Origin of the sequence: Gottfriedia acidiceleris, from assembly GCF_036421055.1 — a bacterium.
Taxonomy (GTDB): Bacteria; Bacillota; Bacilli; order Bacillales; family Bacillaceae_G; genus Gottfriedia; species Gottfriedia acidiceleris_C.
This window is the reverse complement of sequence record NZ_JAZGQS010000011.1, coordinates 61,707-78,938: the sequence shown is the minus strand read 5'-3', so window position 1 is coordinate 78,938 and position 17,232 is coordinate 61,707. Positions and strand designations below refer to the sequence as shown.

Genomic DNA, 17,232 nt, shown 5'->3' with positions numbered 1-17,232 from the left:
TTTGATGTTCCCAAATTTTTTAGTAATTATTTTTTCGTGTTAAAAATTTGGTTTATGTGGAATCATGAGGTTTTCAATATTATTGAGATCTTGGAAGTAAGAGAAATTCTATAAAGATTTTCAAAATAAAAAAGCCACTCTTGATGAGAATGGCTAAATGATTCTTTATGCAACTAAAGCGACAGTTACTTTTAAACATTTTAATTAAACCAAGCGAATCTTTGAACTTCCTCTATTAGTTAATAGGAGAACGACAAGCCCCTACTTTTATACCTAAAGAATTATAGTGATTTTTTATGTTTATAATAGTTTGGCCACTTGTAACTTTATTAATTAATTGGTTTATCTTCCAAAGATCGACTGTTTTATTCATTAATAAGTCATTAAAAATTTGTTTGATTTCTTGCGGATAAACATTTCCTACCATACTAGAAAGTCCATTACATCCATTCATTATCTTTTCAATAAGATTTACATCTCCACCAGCGAACATGATGAAATCATCTGGTAAGTCAGTATTATGGTGACGTTTGGCATCGCTTTCTTCTTTAAGTCCTACAAGGTTAAAGTGCTTCTGATTAATAATAGTCTTTAATGATTCAGCACTTAGCTCAAATCCTGTTCGGAAAGGATTATTATAAAGTACAACTTTTTTGGTGGTATGTTGTAGCAGCTCATTAATATAAGAAATAGCTTGTTGTTGTGTCGGCTGAATGTAAGGTGGAAACTGAATTAGAATAGAATCAAAAACAGATTCCTCAAGTTTTTTAACCAATTTTATTGCATTTCTTGTTCTTGTAGCTGATACGCCAAACATCAGTTCAACATTTTCAAATTTTTGTTGATTAAAATAATCAATAATCTGGATACGCTCATCTATGCTCATTGAATTTTGTTCGCCTGTCGTAGCAGACACAAGTAGAGAATCTATCCCGTTATCTGTTAAATATTTAACAATAGGATTGAATCCTTCTAAATATAAGCTTTCATCATCACGAAAGGGAGTTGGAATAGCAACATTAAAATTTTTCATAGTTATATCCTCCAGTGTATCGACATTACAAGAACTAATTTATACATAAGGTCAAATACTAAATCTTTTCAGATAATTTTTTAAAGATATATTTGAATGACTAAATTATTCTACGTTCATTTTGTTTAAAGTTTGGTTACATTCTTGCAGGCCAAGAGTAATAACAAATCTTTTCTAGTTATTCTTTGTTTGTGTATCTGGTTTGACTATGTGACGAGGTGTACTACCCACTGGTTCCTCTAAAAACCAAGTACCCATTGCTGTAAGAACCGGTACATCTTGAAACGTGTAAAGAATAGCATCCTCTGTTTTAGAAGTGTTGCAATGTTCATGAGCAGACCAAGGAGGAGCTAAGAATAGATCACCTTTTTCCCATTCAATCTTTTCTCCATCCACGATACTATACCCCTCACCCTGAAATACTAGATTGAGAGCTACATTAGTATGACGATGAGCTTTATTATGCTCACCAGGTTTAAAAATTTGGACGACTACGTTCATAGTTGACGAAGTTCCATAGTTATCCCCTGTATCATTATGAATGAGTGACAACGTTCCACGGCCACTTTCAAGAAAGTCCTCCGATACAGATTGATTGAGTAATGGATAAATATCTTTCCATTTCCATGAACATGCTCGAACTGCAGGCTTCCTAGTCTTTTTTAAAAACTCACTGTAGTTTATAATCTCAGTTTTTTGACTACCCATCTAATCACCCTCCACAAAATTTTTACACAGTTTAAAGAATTTATACTTTGAGAATTAAAGATTTTACTTGGATTCCTGTGCAATTAATAGTCTAAAATAGTTCAATCAATAGAACAATTCAATCATTTATATAATAATCATAGGTTTAGCCTATAATGTAATATATAATATCCTAGACTGTTTATAGGATTCCTATAGAAATCATGTTAATGAATCTGCAAAATGAAAAGGTAAGATATTACCGTTTAAATCAGGAGGCAAAAGAATGGAGTTAAGACAACTTGAATATTTTTACGCTGTGTGCCAAGAACTACATTTTACAAGAGCAGCAGAAAAGGTAGGGATTTCTCAACCTTCTTTAAGCCAACAAATTCGTTTATTAGAACATGAAATTGGCACACCTTTATTTGATCGCATTGGTAAAAAGACGGCTCTTACAGAATCAGGGGAATTACTCTTAAAATATACACGTAACGTTTTTCATGAACTAGAACAAGCAAAAACCTCAATAGATGAACTAAAGGGCCTTCAAAGAGGGACCATTTCTATTGGTACCTTGTTAACCGTTGAAAATTATCTCATTCCGCCCACATTACGCAGTTTCCATCATCTATATCCAGGTGTTAAGATATCTGTGTTTGGATTACGTACTGGGGATATTCAAAAACAACTGTTAGAAAATAAGTTGGATATAGGCATTGTTTTTTTACCTATGAAAGGGGACGAATTAGAAACAATTTCTTTATATAAAGAGGAAATGGCGTTTGCAGTGCCTGTTGGACACCCGTTAGAGAATCAGAATAAATTAGGTTTAGAAGTCTTGCAAACAACACCTTCCATCTTACTTCCTGAACAATATTTTATAAGGCAGCTTATAAATAAAGCTTGTAAAGATGTGGGGTTTATTCCAGAACCGGTCTTTGAAATTACGACCATACAATCTTTAATTAATATGGTTATAGATAGGATCGGGGTAACTATATTACCGAGACCTTACTTAGAATACCTTAACCATCCCCGCATCAAAATTATTCCCATTCTAAATGCTGATCTTGCTCGATATATAGGAATTATCTACAGGAAAGATAAATACCTGAGTGCCGCAACACGTATTTTTATTAATACACTAAAAGAGGCTTCACTCGATTTGAATCAGAATTCTATGAAAAGAACTGATTAAACAGTCACCCTTTTTATATAAAAGAAAGAAGCTACGAACCCTTTAGCACGCAAAGAATTCGTAGCTTTTTAATATACCTAATTATATTGTATTCTTGATGTTTTTTATTCTTAACTCTCATCATAAAAACAAGCTTTTTGGAGTAATTGAACTCCTTTTTCTAGACGGACTAGATATTTACTAATTGAATTCAAATGAATGTAAATATTTAGAAGCTCAAGTCTTACATTATCAAACACAATCGGCATCTCACCCTTTTCTCCAGAGAATTCTCGGTTAGGACATTAGGAAAAACAATCCAACCACGTTTACCAAAGTAAGGACGCTTTTTTCGAATGACTGAACGAATTCCTAGATCTCACATCATACGTCGAACACGTTCATGATTGATTAGAATTCCTTCCCTTTTTAATGCTTTTGTCATTCGCTTATAGCCAAAATAAGGATGTATTTTATAAATAGCTAGGATATGTTCTTTTAATAATAATTCTTCATCCCTTTTAGCCAAGCGATTAGAACGCTTTTTTCACCACTTAGAGTAACCAGCTTTGGACACGATTTTTTCGCCATAAAAAAATCCCCTTTCAGATAAACAGTTAAGAACATCATATCATGTTCTTTTTTTTTACTGTCTACCTCTAGGGGATGATAACACCTTCGACTAATGAGATCGTCTCTTTTTAATAATTACGTAATGTTTCAACAGTTGTTTTATCAGTCGCTTTAACTAGCTTAACAAGTAATTCCTTTGCAGCTAAATAATCATCAACATGAATAATTGACGCCGCAGTGTGAATATAACGAGAGCAGATACCAATTACAGCAGATGGTACGCCATCGTTTGAAACATGTACTCGTCCAGCATCTGTTCCGCCTTGTGATACAAAATATTGGTAAGGAATATTATTCGTTTCTGCAGTATCTAAAATGAATTCACGAATTCCTTTATGGGTAACCATCGTACGGTCTAAAATTCGTAATAAAACACCTTTACCTAATTGACCGAACTCAGATTTCGATCCCGACATATCATTAGCTGGGCTTGCATCTAGTGCGTAAAAGATATCAGGTTTAATCATATTTGCAGCTGTTTGTGCCCCTCTAAGTCCAACTTCTTCTTGAACAGTAGCACCTGAATATAAAATATTTGGTAATGTTTCGTTTTGAACTTCTTTTAATAATTCAATCGCAAGTCCACAACCGTAACGATTATCCCAAGCTTTTGCCATGATTTTTTTCTCATTAGCCATAGGAGTGAAAGGACATACAGGTACAATTTGTTGCCCAGGACGAATGCCAATATTTAGAGCATCTTCTTTGTTATCTGCACCAATATCGATTAGCATATTTTTCATATCCATTGGTCTAGCTCTTAACTCATCGCTTAATAAATGCGGTGGAATTGAACCAATCACACCAATAACTGGTCCTTGATCTGTCATTACTTGGACTCTTTGAGCAAGTAATACTTGGTTCCACCAGCCACCTAGTGGTTGAAATCTTAACATCCCGTTTTCTGTAATTTGAGTTACCATAAAACCAACTTCATCCATATGACCTGCCACCATTACAGTAGGTCCATCTTCAGTTCCACGTTTAACTCCAAAAATACTTCCTAAACGATCTTGCACAATCTCATTTGTATATTTTTCAAGTTCTTTTCTCATGAAGTGACGCACTTCATGCTCAAATCCTGGTGCACCTTGTAATTCTGTTAAAAATTTAAAAAGCTGTAGAGTGTCTTGATTCATCATTAAAGTTCCTCTCTGTACAAAACATATCTTCTTTTTTTATTTTATCTAAAAATAACACATAATACCAATGCTAACCGTTGAAATGTTGCTCCGGTTTGACTAAGATAAGTAGTAGAATATTTTTTCAAGCGCATAATACATAAATAGAGGTGGTACAAATGAAACTTAAACGCGTCTTAATTGGCTTAGGTTTAGGTGTTGCTGGTGGACTATATTTACAAAAAAAATTATCTTCACAATATATTCCAGCAGAAAAAGCATTAAAAACAATTAAACCAGTATTTCTTTCATATGGCAATGTAACTGGAACTTGGATTCATTCAGAACCAAAGTGGGCAGATTTACCTGATTATGAAGGTGATGTTTATGAAGGTGGTTTTACAGTAGTAGAATCAGATAATGATACTACAAACTATTCATTCATCATTAATGCTGTAAACGGTGAGCTAATTTCAGCTCAAATTGTTTAACAAAATAGCCAAATTATTTGGAGCGTTCGATTGACTGTAATACTTGTCCTTCAGCGCTCCATTTTATTGCTCTAAATACATCGTCATGATAGAACGTAAACCAAGATTTTTTTTGCAGACCATAATTAACCCATTTTTCTTTTGCGTAAATAGATGTCATTGGGTAATCATCATATGCCATAACCCATAATGGTGACTGATGTGCATGTGTAGGCATTAAATCCCCCATATGCAATAGTAGCTCATCGTCAGTTTCAATTTTTATAATACTGTGCCCATCGCTATGTCCACCTGTGTGAATAATTGTTATTTCATCTGTTAAAGAATATTCTTTTTCAAATGCAATGACTTGGTGCCCAATTGCTTCCCAATTTTCTTTCCAATATGTATTACTTGAACGAATATTCGGATTCCTCATCTCATCCCATTCAATTTGAGACGTAATAATTTTTGCATTCGAAAATACTGGCTTGAAACCGCCATTTTCAAATTTCGTTAGTCCACTTGCATGATCAAAATGCAAATGTGTCATAATGACATAATCAATATCGTCTAGTTTTAATCCATGCTTCGATAATGATTCTTCTAACGCTGAATCCTCGGTAACACCAAAATTTCTTTTTTGCTTTTCATTTAATTTATTAACACCGATGCCACTATCAATGATAATATTTAAACCATTTGTTTGAATAAATACCGGGTCAGTACGTAAAGGAATTTGGTTTTTCTCATTAACAATATATTTTTTTGACCAAAGTGCCTTTGGAACTACTCCAAACATTGCTCCACCATCCAAATGGGTATTTCCTCCAGTAAGCCACTGAATTGTACAAGTTCCAATTTTTAACTGTTCCATACTTATCCCCCTTCTTTTTTACTACACCTAAATATTATACCACTTTTCGAATTTACTGAATATTTTACGAGCAAGAATTGGCTAAAAGAAGGGGAACAATAGGGAATACGAAATGAAAATTCGTTTTAGATCAATTTACAGGGGCTATGAGACCATTTTTAATTCATACTGTAAATGATTCCAATTAAAATTTCGTGTGTTGTAGAAAAAAAGACTATCTTGATAAAGATATCAAGATAGTCTTTTGATTAGATTAGTTTCTATAAGCAGCTTCAACTCGGTAAATACGGTTACCTTTTGAAGAGAACTTTTCTTCGTATTCAGTCATAATATTTCCTTCAAAATCACTATTATGAAGGTCTAAGCTTAAGAAATGCATTGTCATTCCATAGTTCGCCATACTCATGATTGAAAACTCGAATAAATCTTGATTATCTGTTTTAAAATGAATTTCCCCATCATTTTTCAAGATTTGTTGATACATTTTTAAGAATGTTTTATATGTTAGTCGACGTTTTTCATGACGAACCTTTGGCCATGGATCAGAAAAGTTTAAATAAACTCGATCTATTTCTCCGTCCTCAAAGAAATCCGTTAATTTTTGAGCATCTACATTTAATAACTTCAAGTTTGGAACTTCAGCTTCAATTAATTTATCTAATGCATCAGAAATTACACTTGTATATTTCTCAATTCCGATATAGTTAATATGAGGATTGGCTTTTGCCATACCGACCATAAAACGACCTCTACCAGTACCAACTTCGATATGAATTGGTTGATTATTTTGGAAAACTTCTTTCCATTTCCCTTTTTGTTCTGACGGATTTGGAATTACATAATGAGCATTTTGTTTAACTTGATCTGCCGCACCTGGCTTATGTCTTAATCTCATAAGATTTTACTCCCTCTCGATTTTGCAATTTATATTTATTCAAAGAAAAAACCAAGCACGATGGCACTCGGTTATTAACGTAAGTATAAAATCATTTCTTGTAACACAAACTATTTCAAGTGTACTTAATAAAAAAAGGATGTGAATTTATGCCTTTAAATCATGAGCATCAATTAACAATTTTACGTGATATTTTAATGAATCACCAATCTGATTGCTGTGGAACTATTTCAGAATGTGAACAATTAGAAAGACTTGTTCAATCCTTATTAACGAACGACCAAATAACAGATGATGTAAAAAGCATGTTAAATGACGTCTATTATTATAGTCAGTCTGGAAAGTATTCTGCTGATTTAGATCAGCACATTACAAACCACCAAAATCAACTCTCACAATGGGTAACTGATTTTAATACTTATTCTTAATCTTTATGACAATTTCCGAGGAAATTTTTATTTAAGCTAATATCTTCTCTAGCAGACTCTTCATTTTTTGAGTCTGCTTTTCATTTTCACGAAGAGTATACCATTTAATCCAAATGATTGTTTGAGCTACTACATACCAAGTCATTCGATTTAATAAGTCTTCAGTTAATTTAATTCCGTAATTTCGAAGCCATTTATCCCAATCGTTCTGCTCTACATAGGTGAATAAAAACATGCCCAAATCGAATGCTTTATCAGCTATGATTGCCTCATCCCAATCGATTAAATATAAGTTATTTGTCTCAGTAAGTAACCAATTATGATGATTTAAATCACTATGACAAACGACTAAATCCTCTGAATCAAAAGATGGCATATTTTCCTCTAAATATTCAATACCTTTTACAATGATCTGGCTTTGTGTAAACTCTTCAGTAAGATTCCCTACAATTGTTTGCAGTAAATCCTGAGGTTCTAAAGGATGAATCCCTAGCTTCGTTAACATATATAACAATTCTTTGGAAGAATGGATACGGTATAAAAATTGCGCAACCCCTTTCGCAGAGAGCTCATAAGGTTCTAAACTACGTGCAATCACCCACTCTTGTGCAGTAAGTACATCACCATTTTCTAGTCTTCTAGTCCAAACTAATTTTGGAACAAAGCCAGCTGCTGATAAAACTGCTAAAAAAGGAGAAGAATTTCGTTTTAGAAATAATCTCTTATCATTATTTTCTGCTATATACGCTTCACCAGTAAAACCACCGGCTGGCGAGATTGTCCATTCTTTTCCGAGTATTTCTTGTATATGATTATCCATTGTTCTTCCGTTCCTTGTTGTTATATATGTTTGTATTTAAAATTATTTTATTACAAAAAGAAAGATAGCCTATTACAATCAGCTGCAATAAGCCATCTTTTACAAGTTTACATTGTTTAATTAGAATCTGCAAGTAGTTGCTAGTATTTTACTAATACAACAGTCGAAAGCGATGGCATTGGTAATTTATTACTTTCGACTTTCATCCCTTTATTAACATAATGATTACGGCCATCCCATATAAACTCCCAGTTGTCATCTTCATTTCCTAAATCAATATAAATATCTGAAAGACCGTTATGAAATAGCACCATAATCTCTTTAACTTGGTCGATATCTTCTAATCCGCTAATTCGGTATCCAATTAAATCTCGATGGATATTCACAGGCGTTACATGCTTTTCTATTTCTTCTTTTAAAGAAAAACGCAAACTATTAAAGCGCTTTCGAATTGCGATAAAGTCTTTAACAATTTCAACCGATGATGCTTCACGTTCTGCTCTCGCCCAATCAATACTATTTATTGTGTCGCCTGAATTATAACTGTTTTCGATTCCCTTTTTAGTTCGAAAAAATTCCTGGCCACTATGCAGAAAAGGTACACCAAATGAAAATAATACAATACTTGTTCCAAGTAAGTGCCTTTTCTTTAGTATTTCCTCATTCTCTTTCTGATTGGAAAGCTTTAATCTGTCCCACATCGTGTGATTATCATGTGATTCCACATAATTTATCGATTGATATGGCTCTTTAAATAAATTTACTTGTTTATTAATCCCAACACTACCTAAAAGTAAATCGGACAAGTATTCATTATGAATATTATTACCTTGTATAAACCCAATTTCTTGAAAGGAGAAAGTACTTCCTTTTATTCCATCGCGAAATTTATCATTAAAAAACCCAACCATTGATAGTTGATGACTTTGATTTATTGTTGCTTTTCGAGAAGATGGACTTAATGATGTATTTAAATCCCAACCTTCTCCAAAAATGATTATTTCTGGTTTTAAAATAGTCAGTTCAGTTACTATTTCATTCATTGTATCCGTATCCAATATTCCCATTAAATCAAACCTAAACCCATCAATGTCATATTCTTTCGTCCAATATTTTATTGATTGTAGAATAAATCGTCTAGCCATCAATCTTTCAGATGCAAAGTCATTCCCAACTCCTGTTCCATTCGATGGTAAACCACGTTCATCTTGTCTAAAATAATAGCCCGGTACAATTTTTTCAAATGAGCTAGTTTGTAATTCATAAACATGATTATAAACAACATCCATAATAATCCGTATTCCATTTTCATGATAAACTGAAATAAGTTTCTTTAATTCATTGATTCTTTCGATTGGTTCATTCGGTTTTAAACTATAACTACCTTCTGGTGAATTGAAATTCAATGGGTTATAGCCCCAATTATAGCTTTGGAAAGGGTTAGTTTCATCTATTCCTTCAAAATCAAAAAATGGTAATAATTCAATATGTGTAACTCCTAGTTTGCATATATAATCCAAACCTGTTGAAAAACCATTGTACATCGTATCTTTTTCATGAAATCCTTGAAAAGTTCCCTTTTTTTGAATCCCACTAAGTGGATGTGAAGTAAAATCTCGAATACTAGCTTCGTAAATAATACAATCTGTATACTTACTTGGTGATGTACCATTTACCTTACTAACTTTGCTACTCTTTGATAAATCAATCACTACACTATGTTTACCGTTTATAGTAACTGCTTTTGCATATGGATCAACAGCTTCTCGCCAAATCAGATTCACACATACTAAAAAATTATAAACTAAACCGTCACAATCACAATCGATTACTGTTTTCCATGTCCCTTTTCCATCACGTTCCATAAACATTTCAGTAAACTTCTCTTCTTCACCATATTCTTGATAAATTCTTAACTTAACCTTAGAAGCAGTAGGTGCCCATAATTTAAATTGTGTAGATTTATTTGTGTAAACCGCACCTAAATCCTCTCCATCATAGGCATACTTTTCATCAAAGTCCTTCGAACGAATAACTCCACCTACTTGTAAATCTGTGCGGATACCAAATTCATCTTCAATCTCATACTTTTTTTCTAACAAAAGGACCTCAGTAGTCAAAACCGTATATTTAAAAAAACGATCAAACTCTATTCGAGATACGACAGGAAGTCGAGTTTTCCGACCCTCCTCTTCAATTAGTTCAAAATATGACTGCACTGTATGTTTGTTCGATTTGGGAATAATCATTGTTATTTCTTGAAATCCATCTATATAAGCTTCAAAAGCCCTTTTAATATGAAACAACGCTATTCACCATCCAGACTATAAATTTAAAACTTTTACATATAACTTAGCATTTTCGTTATTTATTAAATCGATATGATTAGTATATTCACAAAGAGTTAAAATGGATTCAAAACAAAAATGTTGTTACCATTCCACTTTCATGCTTTCTTCTGAAAGTATTCGTTCGTTTCTTTAAATATTTCTTATATCTAACCAATTTGTTCAAGATTTTAAATAATATACATCTACTTTAATGTAATGGATTCAGCTATAAGGTAACTTGGTTTTTGAGAAGGTTGAATCTTATATAAAATGACTTCATTCACTTTGAACTTTAAAGGTTCTTCTTCCCAGCTAAGTGGGATTTCAAATTCTTTATCGAACCTATCATTATATTTCTTTGCAATTGTAATATGTGGATTATATAGTCGGTTATCAATTGAAAAACCGCTTTCTTCGCATATCTTACTAATTCGATTTTGTAACTCCATTAATTCAACACTATTCTCTAAACCAAACCACCATACACGGGGCTGTACTTTACTCCCAAAAATACCTAATTGATGGATCGATAAATCAAAACTTTTAAAATCGTAAAGCTCTTTTTGTAATTGATCCATAAGCTCTACACTTTTTGTATATGTAACTGGACCTAAAAATGATAAAGTAATATGAAAATCATCTTTAAAAGTCCATTTCTTTAATGGTAATTTTTTAAACCATCTTTTTGAATAATCATCTAAAATTTCTTTTATTTGTATTGGCAATGGAACAGCAAGAAAATAATGTTCACTCAAATTACGCAATCTCCTTTTTATCTTTTATGTTAGAATCCTTTTTTAAGTATTGCATGATTCCAACGGCAACTATACTAAGAGAACCGAATAAAATATAAATTGCTTTAATTGAAAATGCTTCTGATATAAATCCACTTATGAAAGTACAGAACCATTCTCCCATCCCTAAGCCTAAACCAGAATAAATTGTAACAGCCGTTGCTTTTAAAGAATCCGGTGCTTGATCTCTTACAAACTGGAGCGCTGCAGGAATAAATAATCCAACCGATAGTCCTTGCGTAAGACAAGATATAAAAAGAATTGAAATCGGCGGATTCGTAAAATAAAAATACCATCTTAAAGCCGATACTAAAGCAGTTGCAATTAATATATTATATATCCCAAAACGATTAATTAATCTCTTAGCCACTTGCAAAAATGGTGCTTCACTACCTGCAGAAATTAGAAATGCAATACCAACACCTGTTAATGTTCCACCTAAAGATTGAATATATAAACCGAAGTAAGTATTATTTGCACTAATTGGTCCAAAAACTAAAAAGGCACAAATTAAAAATAATAAAAATCTTTTATTAGATAGCAAAATCGGGACTCCTTTTAAGATTGGCTCCCTTTTGCTAATTGTCATAGCGTTAGGTATAAAAATTGAAATACCTAAGCCAACTAGAATACAAAAAGCAAATACAAAAAATATAATGACTAAACCAAAAACTTCAGCTAATCTTCCCGAAACTAATACAGCAAATGCAAAACCAATTGAGCCATATAAACGAATAGCTCCATAATTCCCACCAATTTTTTGGACATAATTCAGTGCAATACTATCAGAAAGAGGAATTAAAGCACTTTGTGTCATTGATAACATGATGACAACAAATAAAAGCATGCCATACGAAGTGATTGTAGAATAGAAAAGTGCAATTGCGATTGTGGAGATTTGCGCTATAAGCAACATTCTTTTAGGATTAAGCGTCATGTCACTAACCATTCCCCAAAGAGGTTGCGAAAAAATAGCAACGATTGGTGTTAGAGACATTAATATTCCAATTTGTGAAGTTGATAAATCCAACACATTTTTAAAGTATGAAGAAAGTAAAGGTCCTAGCGATCCTATTGCAAAAAATAAACAAAAATAATAGCCCTTAAAAATAAGTAAGATGCTATTTTTACGTGCTTGTAATGTATTCAAAAATTCTCAACTCCTAAAAAAATACATAAAAAAGGGGAGGAAATTTTCTCCCCTTATTGACGAAAAACGCTCGAATTACCTTATTGTCTCAAAAAATCGAGTCGTTTAATCAATCAAAACTATTATTACTTAACTAACTCAGCAATCGACTGTGCATAAATTGCAATTGCTTTTAATAAATCATCAATTTCAGCATATTCGTCTTTTTGATGAGCTACTTCCGGTTTTCCTAAGAATAATGGGCCAAAAGCTACACCTGCACTTAATGAACGTGCATATGTGCCACCACCGATTGTTAACAATGTTGCTTCCTCACCCGTTTGCTCTTCATATACTTTTTGTAAAGTTTGAATCAATGGGTGATCTTTTGGAACATGGTGAGGCTTAGAATTTTTAATTTCATTAAATTCAAAGCTATATTTACTTCCACGTTCAGTTAGTGTTGAAATAACAAAGTCAATATCAGTTGTCACTGGATAACGCAAAGTTAACCCAAATGAACCACCATTATTTTCTTCGTATTGCATAATTCCTAAATTAATTGTTAAATCTCCAGTAATATCATCATTAAACGCAACACCCATGTTTTTACCACGAGAGTCACCTTTGAAGTTTTCAACAATAAACTTTAAGAATCGATCAGCATTCACATTAAATTCAAATAGATTTAAGAAGCTTGCTAATGCAATACCCGCATTCTTACCTTTATCAGGTTCCATCCCATGTACTGAAAGGCCTTCTACTGTTAAAACTTGGTTTCCATTTTCTTCAGAAACTTGAGCTTTACAGCCTAGCTCACTAATATGTTTTGTAAATGCATCTTGATCAAAGTTTGGTCCTGAAATAATAGCTTTTGCATAATCAGGTACCATATTTACTCTTCTACCTGAAGAGAATGAAATCAATTTATATTGACTCTCGTTATCTTCTTTTAACTGCATTTGTTTGAAATTAATATCTAATATTCCCTTTTCAGCGTAAATAATTGGGAAATCTGCATCAGGTGCAAAGCCCATTGTTGGCATTTCTTCTTTTTCAAAGTAGTGATCAACACAACGCCATTGGCTTTCTTCATCTGTTCCAAGAATCATACGTACGCGTTTGTTAATTGGTAAACCTAATTCTTTAACAATTTTCATTGCATAATAAGCAGCCATTGTAGGACCCTTATCATCAATTGCGCCTCGTGCATAAATATTTCCATCTTTAATAATTGCATCAAATGGATCATGTGACCAGCCATCTCCAGCAGGTACAACATCTAAGTGACAAAGAATTCCTACTAGTTCATCGCCGCTTCCCATTTCTAAGTGGCCAGCATATCCATCAACATTTTTGGGGATAAACCCGTCTTTTTCACCTAAATTTAACATGTATGTAAGTGCTTCATTAATCCCTTTACCCATAGGTGCTTCTTTTGTAATTGTCGCTTCATCATAAACGCTTTCAATATTAAGAAGTTCAATCGTTTGCTTTAAAAAATCTTCTTTACGTTTTAAAACTTCTTCCATCCAATTAATATGTGTCATAGAACTACCTCCTTTAATATAAATAGTTTATCATCTTTTAAAATTTAAACATAATTTATTAATAAATGGAACGAAAAAAGAAGGAATATGACACTCTTTGTAGAATATATTACGTTAAACTTGCAAAATGATTACGTTTGCGCAAATTTTCATTAAATTTTTGTATTATTTTCATAAATTTCGTTATGAAACTACTGAAAAAGAGTAAAATGAAAATATAAGCTTAACTAGTAAAATACTTAACTAACCTGTTATGAAACAATGCGGTAGGTAAAGGAGTGGTTTTTTGAATTCTGGAACTTCTCGAATGCTGACTCGAATTAAAGCCATTTACATGTATATTAGTGAAAATGGCACCGTTTCTACAAAAGACCTAGTGGAGGAGTTTGGTATTACACCTAGAACAATCCAACGAGATTTAAACATTTTAGAGTTTAATAATCTAGTTTATAGTCCAAGTAGGGGAAAATGGGCCGTAACAGGGAAAAAAGTAAAAGCTTCTTCGTAAAAAAAGAAAAACAAAAACCTATGATTGTCTTGTCTGACGTCTAATCAAGGGTTTTTGTTTTTCTTTTGGCGTTCTATTTGGAATAGATTAGTGATATCCATTTAAACTTTCTGTTTACATTTTGATTCATCTTTACCGATTCCTAAGTAACAATTTATTTCTCTTCGTTAACCGACTTTAAAAGGTCAATTTCTTCGTCAGTCAGTTCTCGATATTCACCTAACTCTAAATCTTCATCTAACTTTAAAGGACCCATCTCTAGTCTTTTTAAGTAAGTAACTTTCTTTCCTACAGCTTCAAACATTCTTTTAACTTGATGGAATTTCCCTTCCATAATAACTAATTCGATCTCAGATTCTTCTCCGGATTTAAGAATTGTTAAATATCCAGGTTTCGTTAAATAACCATCCTCTAGTGTTACACCTTTTTCAAATGCTTTTATGTCATCTTCGGTTACTACTCCATCAATCGTTGCATAATACTTCTTTGGCACGTGTTTTTTTGGAGAAAGTAATTGGTGTGCCAAATGGCCATCATTCGTAATTAATAACAAACCTTCAGTATCTTTATCTAAACGTCCAACTGGAAATGGCTCGAAAATGATATCTTCATATTCTAATAATCCAATTACAGTTTCATGTTCAGAATCTTCAGTGGCAGATATAACACCTGGGGGTTTGTTCATCATTAAATAAACAAACTCTTTATACTCTACTACTTCACCATTTACCGTTACAACTTCGTGTTCAATATCAACATGCTCTTTTGGGCTTTTTACAATATTATCTCCAACTTTTACAACACCTTGTTTTAGTAAAGACTTTACTTCTTTCCTACTGCCATATCCCATGTTGGCTAAAATTTTATCAATTCTCATTAATTAGCACCTTTTCTTTCTCTAAATAAAAGTTTAAGAAAACTCGCTGATCAGCGAGCTTTTTTAACGAAGTCAGAGGCGTAGTTGCATTTATACTTTGGCTTCTACGTCGTTGTTCTTCTCCGCTCTCAATTTATACATTCTTTTTGTGTAAAAAAAGGTGAACCATTACAAAAGAAGGTTCACCATATATTTTTATCCTCTTTTTCCAAACTTAAAACGATTCTTTAAACGAGCTCCTAAAATAACTTCAAATAAGTTTAATTTGTATGCAACACCTAAATAAACAATAGCCCCTACAATTGCTCCAATGATGACAAGGAACATTGAGATCATTCGACCATCTTTATAAGTCCACCAGAATCCTAATAAGTATTCTACAGCATAAACCGCACCGGCCATAATACCAGATAAGATAATCATAAAGATAATTCTTCTAAACATTTTATTGAAAGAGAACTGCGCGTTTTTACGAATATAATAGAAATTGTATACGATTGAAAATAAATAGCCTAATGCGGTCGCTAATACCGCTCCATATGTTTTAAATACATAAATTAATGGTACATTTAAAATAATTTTTAAAATTACTCCGCCTATTAAACCAATAATCGCATATTTTTGTTTATCTAAACCTTGTAAGATTGCTACATTTACTGTGAAAAGTGAATACAATAAAGCTACTGGAGCATAAAAACCTAGTATACTTCCACCAAGTGTACTTTTTTGATAAAAAGCACTATAAATCGGTTCAGCCAAAACTGATATGCCTACTACAGCAGGAAGAGTTAGAAAGAATACAACCTGGTAGGTTTGAGTAATTTGACTTTGAAGCTTTTTATGATTGTTATTTACGAATGCTTCAGTTATAGCAGGAACAAGTGTTAAACCAAATGCCGTTGCTAATGAAACTGGAATCATTACTAGTTTGTGGCTTGTGTATGAAAACATTACATAAGTATTCTCTGCAATCTCTTTTAATCCAATTGCTTCCATTGCCCTATTGTAAGTAAACTGATCCACTAATTGATATAACGGGATAGCAAGTCCAACAAATACATATGGAATTGAATAAGAAAATAATTCTTTAAACATTTCTATTTTACTAGGATGAATTAATCCTTTTGATTTTGGAAGAAGTTCATCTAAATGAACTTTTCGCTTTCTCCAATACCATAGTAAATTTAAAATTCCACCTACAGCACCAATTGTAGCTGCAAACGTCGATAAGCCTACTGCTTGAGTAATTGTTCCACCCATAAATTTTAGAATGATATAACTTCCAACTAGAGTAAATACAATACGTACAATTTGTTCAATTAACTGAGAGACAGTAGTTGGGCCTGTTGATTGATGCCCTTGGAAAAAACCTCTATATAAACTTTGAGAAGGTACTAATATTAATGCAGTACTTACGATTCGCATAACTGTAACTACATCTTCTACACTATTACCTTTTGAATCCTTTGGAATCATAAGAGGTGCAATGTAAGGTGCAATGATATATAACGTTAAGAACGAAAAAATCCCTGTACATATAAGGAGTAGCTGACTTGCATGAAAAAGCCTTCTACTTGTTTCATATTCTTCAATCGCATTGTACTTCGAAACGAACTTTGCTACAGCTAACGGAACACCTGCAGTAGCTATACTGATGAACAATGTATATGGAACGTAACCATAATTATATAATGCAGACCCTTTTGAACCAACTAACGCATAAAAAGGGAATGTGTAAATCATTCCTAGAAATTTTATTAAAAATGTACCAGCAGTTAATATGAAGGTACCTCGTAGCAATTTTGAATCTGACATAAACTGCCTCCTACCAATTCTCGATCAAACTAACTAATCTATCTTACCATATCATATAAAAAGAAAAAATTAAAAAATGATAAGA

16 protein-coding genes and 1 pseudogene are annotated in these 17,232 nt (G+C 32.6%); 4 read left to right on the top strand and 13 right to left on the bottom strand.

The features are described from left to right. Window positions 1–235 precede the first annotated feature (235 nt). Together RAH41_RS17050 and RAH41_RS17045 are read right to left on the bottom strand one after the other, a co-directional pair. Complete coding sequence (locus RAH41_RS17050; RefSeq protein ID WP_331224157.1) at window positions 236–1,033, bottom strand: dihydrodipicolinate synthase family protein; 798 nt, start codon at window positions 1,031–1,033, stop codon at window positions 236–238. 174 nt (window positions 1,034–1,207) lie between these two features. Continuing rightward, window positions 1,208–1,741: a cupin domain-containing protein gene (locus tag RAH41_RS17045; protein ID WP_331224155.1), complete on the bottom strand. Its 534-nt coding sequence runs from the start codon at window positions 1,739–1,741 to the stop codon at window positions 1,208–1,210. Between the two features lie 265 nt (window positions 1,742–2,006). Between RAH41_RS17045 and RAH41_RS17040 the strand changes: the two genes are divergently transcribed. After that, window positions 2,007–2,921: a LysR family transcriptional regulator gene (locus tag RAH41_RS17040; protein ID WP_331224153.1), complete on the top strand. Its 915-nt coding sequence runs from the start codon at window positions 2,007–2,009 to the stop codon at window positions 2,919–2,921. 262 nt (window positions 2,922–3,183) lie between these two features. Here the strand turns inward: RAH41_RS17040 and RAH41_RS17035 are convergent. Then, window positions 3,184–3,477, bottom strand: a pseudogene (locus RAH41_RS17035) (IS3 family transposase); the annotation flags it as partial. Window positions 3,478–3,601: 124 nt separating this feature from the next. Further along, window positions 3,602–4,672 carry a M42 family metallopeptidase gene (locus RAH41_RS17030; protein ID WP_331224254.1) on the bottom strand — a complete coding sequence of 357 codons (1,071 nt, stop codon included), beginning with the start codon at window positions 4,670–4,672 and terminating at the stop codon, window positions 3,602–3,604. Window positions 4,673–4,833: 161 nt separating this feature from the next. On the opposite strand from RAH41_RS17030, the gene RAH41_RS17025 reads away from it, so the two are divergent. Further along, the gene (locus tag RAH41_RS17025; protein ID WP_056473349.1) at window positions 4,834–5,145 is read left to right on the top strand and encodes a PepSY domain-containing protein; all 312 of its coding nucleotides are present in this window, start codon (window positions 4,834–4,836) and stop codon (window positions 5,143–5,145) included. A 13-nt stretch (window positions 5,146–5,158) separates the two neighbouring features. Here RAH41_RS17025 and RAH41_RS17020 read toward each other — a convergent pair whose 3' ends face one another. Both RAH41_RS17020 and trmB read right to left on the bottom strand, forming a co-directional pair. Then, entirely contained in the window at window positions 5,159–6,001 is an 843-nt protein-coding gene (locus RAH41_RS17020) for a YtnP family quorum-quenching lactonase (protein WP_331224151.1), read from the bottom strand. 253 nt (window positions 6,002–6,254) lie between these two features. Continuing rightward, a complete protein-coding gene (trmB, locus tag RAH41_RS17015) occupies window positions 6,255–6,896 on the bottom strand; it encodes a tRNA (guanosine(46)-N7)-methyltransferase TrmB (protein WP_331224150.1) in 642 nt (213 codons plus the stop codon). A gap of 149 nt (window positions 6,897–7,045) precedes the next feature. On the opposite strand from trmB, the gene RAH41_RS17010 reads away from it, so the two are divergent. After that, window positions 7,046–7,324, top strand: a complete 279-nt coding sequence (locus RAH41_RS17010) for a YtzH-like family protein (RefSeq protein WP_056473344.1) — start codon at window positions 7,046–7,048, stop codon at window positions 7,322–7,324. A gap of 31 nt (window positions 7,325–7,355) precedes the next feature. Here the strand turns inward: RAH41_RS17010 and RAH41_RS17005 are convergent, their stop codons facing one another. From RAH41_RS17005 to pepV, 5 genes are all read right to left on the bottom strand, one after another. Further along, the gene (locus RAH41_RS17005; RefSeq protein WP_331224148.1) at window positions 7,356–8,144 is read right to left on the bottom strand and encodes a phosphotransferase family protein; all 789 of its coding nucleotides are present in this window, start codon (window positions 8,142–8,144) and stop codon (window positions 7,356–7,358) included. 140 nt (window positions 8,145–8,284) lie between these two features. Then, on the bottom strand, window positions 8,285–10,450 hold the full coding sequence (gene pulA / locus RAH41_RS17000) for a type I pullulanase (RefSeq protein WP_331224146.1): 2,166 nt from the start codon (window positions 10,448–10,450) through the stop codon (window positions 8,285–8,287). 227 nt (window positions 10,451–10,677) lie between these two features. Further along, the gene (thpR, locus tag RAH41_RS16995; protein ID WP_331224144.1) at window positions 10,678–11,229 is read right to left on the bottom strand and encodes an RNA 2',3'-cyclic phosphodiesterase; all 552 of its coding nucleotides are present in this window, start codon (window positions 11,227–11,229) and stop codon (window positions 10,678–10,680) included. A 1-nt stretch (window position 11,230) separates the two neighbouring features. Beyond that, window positions 11,231–12,418, bottom strand: coding sequence for an MFS transporter (locus RAH41_RS16990; RefSeq protein WP_331224143.1), 1,188 nt, complete (start codon window positions 12,416–12,418; stop codon window positions 11,231–11,233). A 125-nt stretch (window positions 12,419–12,543) separates the two neighbouring features. After that, window positions 12,544–13,947: a dipeptidase PepV gene (gene pepV / locus RAH41_RS16985; RefSeq protein WP_331224141.1), complete on the bottom strand. Its 1,404-nt coding sequence runs from the start codon at window positions 13,945–13,947 to the stop codon at window positions 12,544–12,546. Window positions 13,948–14,254: 307 nt separating this feature from the next. On the opposite strand from pepV, the gene RAH41_RS16980 reads away from it, so the two are divergent. Then, on the top strand, window positions 14,255–14,455 hold the full coding sequence (locus tag RAH41_RS16980; RefSeq protein ID WP_056473526.1) for a DeoR family transcriptional regulator: 201 nt from the start codon (window positions 14,255–14,257) through the stop codon (window positions 14,453–14,455). Between the two features lie 154 nt (window positions 14,456–14,609). Here RAH41_RS16980 and RAH41_RS16975 read toward each other — a convergent pair whose 3' ends face one another. Both RAH41_RS16975 and RAH41_RS16970 read right to left on the bottom strand, forming a co-directional pair. Next, window positions 14,610–15,332, bottom strand: coding sequence for a pseudouridine synthase (locus RAH41_RS16975; RefSeq protein WP_331224140.1), 723 nt, complete (start codon window positions 15,330–15,332; stop codon window positions 14,610–14,612). A gap of 195 nt (window positions 15,333–15,527) precedes the next feature. Beyond that, a complete protein-coding gene (locus RAH41_RS16970; RefSeq protein ID WP_331224138.1) occupies window positions 15,528–17,147 on the bottom strand; it encodes a polysaccharide biosynthesis protein in 1,620 nt (539 codons plus the stop codon). Window positions 17,148–17,232 lie beyond the last annotated feature (85 nt).

Coding starts and splice junctions, on each gene's coding strand:
- RAH41_RS17005 (WP_331224148.1), bottom strand. CDS start 8,144: ATGGATAATCATATACAAGAAATACTCGGAAAAGAATGGACAATCTCG.
- RAH41_RS16980 (WP_056473526.1), top strand. CDS start 14,255: ATGCTGACTCGAATTAAAGCCATTTACATGTATATTAGTGAAAATGGC.
- RAH41_RS17040 (WP_331224153.1), top strand. CDS start 2,007: ATGGAGTTAAGACAACTTGAATATTTTTACGCTGTGTGCCAAGAACTA.
- RAH41_RS17010 (WP_056473344.1), top strand. CDS start 7,046: ATGCCTTTAAATCATGAGCATCAATTAACAATTTTACGTGATATTTTA.
- pepV (WP_331224141.1), bottom strand. CDS start 13,947: ATGACACATATTAATTGGATGGAAGAAGTTTTAAAACGTAAAGAAGAT.
- RAH41_RS16975 (WP_331224140.1), bottom strand. CDS start 15,332: ATGAGAATTGATAAAATTTTAGCCAACATGGGATATGGCAGTAGGAAA.
- RAH41_RS17045 (WP_331224155.1), bottom strand. CDS start 1,741: ATGGGTAGTCAAAAAACTGAGATTATAAACTACAGTGAGTTTTTAAAA.
- trmB (WP_331224150.1), bottom strand. CDS start 6,896: ATGAGATTAAGACATAAGCCAGGTGCGGCAGATCAAGTTAAACAAAAT.
- RAH41_RS17030 (WP_331224254.1), bottom strand. CDS start 4,672: ATGAATCAAGACACTCTACAGCTTTTTAAATTTTTAACAGAATTACAA.
- RAH41_RS17050 (WP_331224157.1), bottom strand. CDS start 1,033: ATGAAAAATTTTAATGTTGCTATTCCAACTCCCTTTCGTGATGATGAA.
- RAH41_RS16970 (WP_331224138.1), bottom strand. CDS start 17,147: ATGTCAGATTCAAAATTGCTACGAGGTACCTTCATATTAACTGCTGGT.
- RAH41_RS17025 (WP_056473349.1), top strand. CDS start 4,834: ATGAAACTTAAACGCGTCTTAATTGGCTTAGGTTTAGGTGTTGCTGGT.
- RAH41_RS17020 (WP_331224151.1), bottom strand. CDS start 6,001: ATGGAACAGTTAAAAATTGGAACTTGTACAATTCAGTGGCTTACTGGA.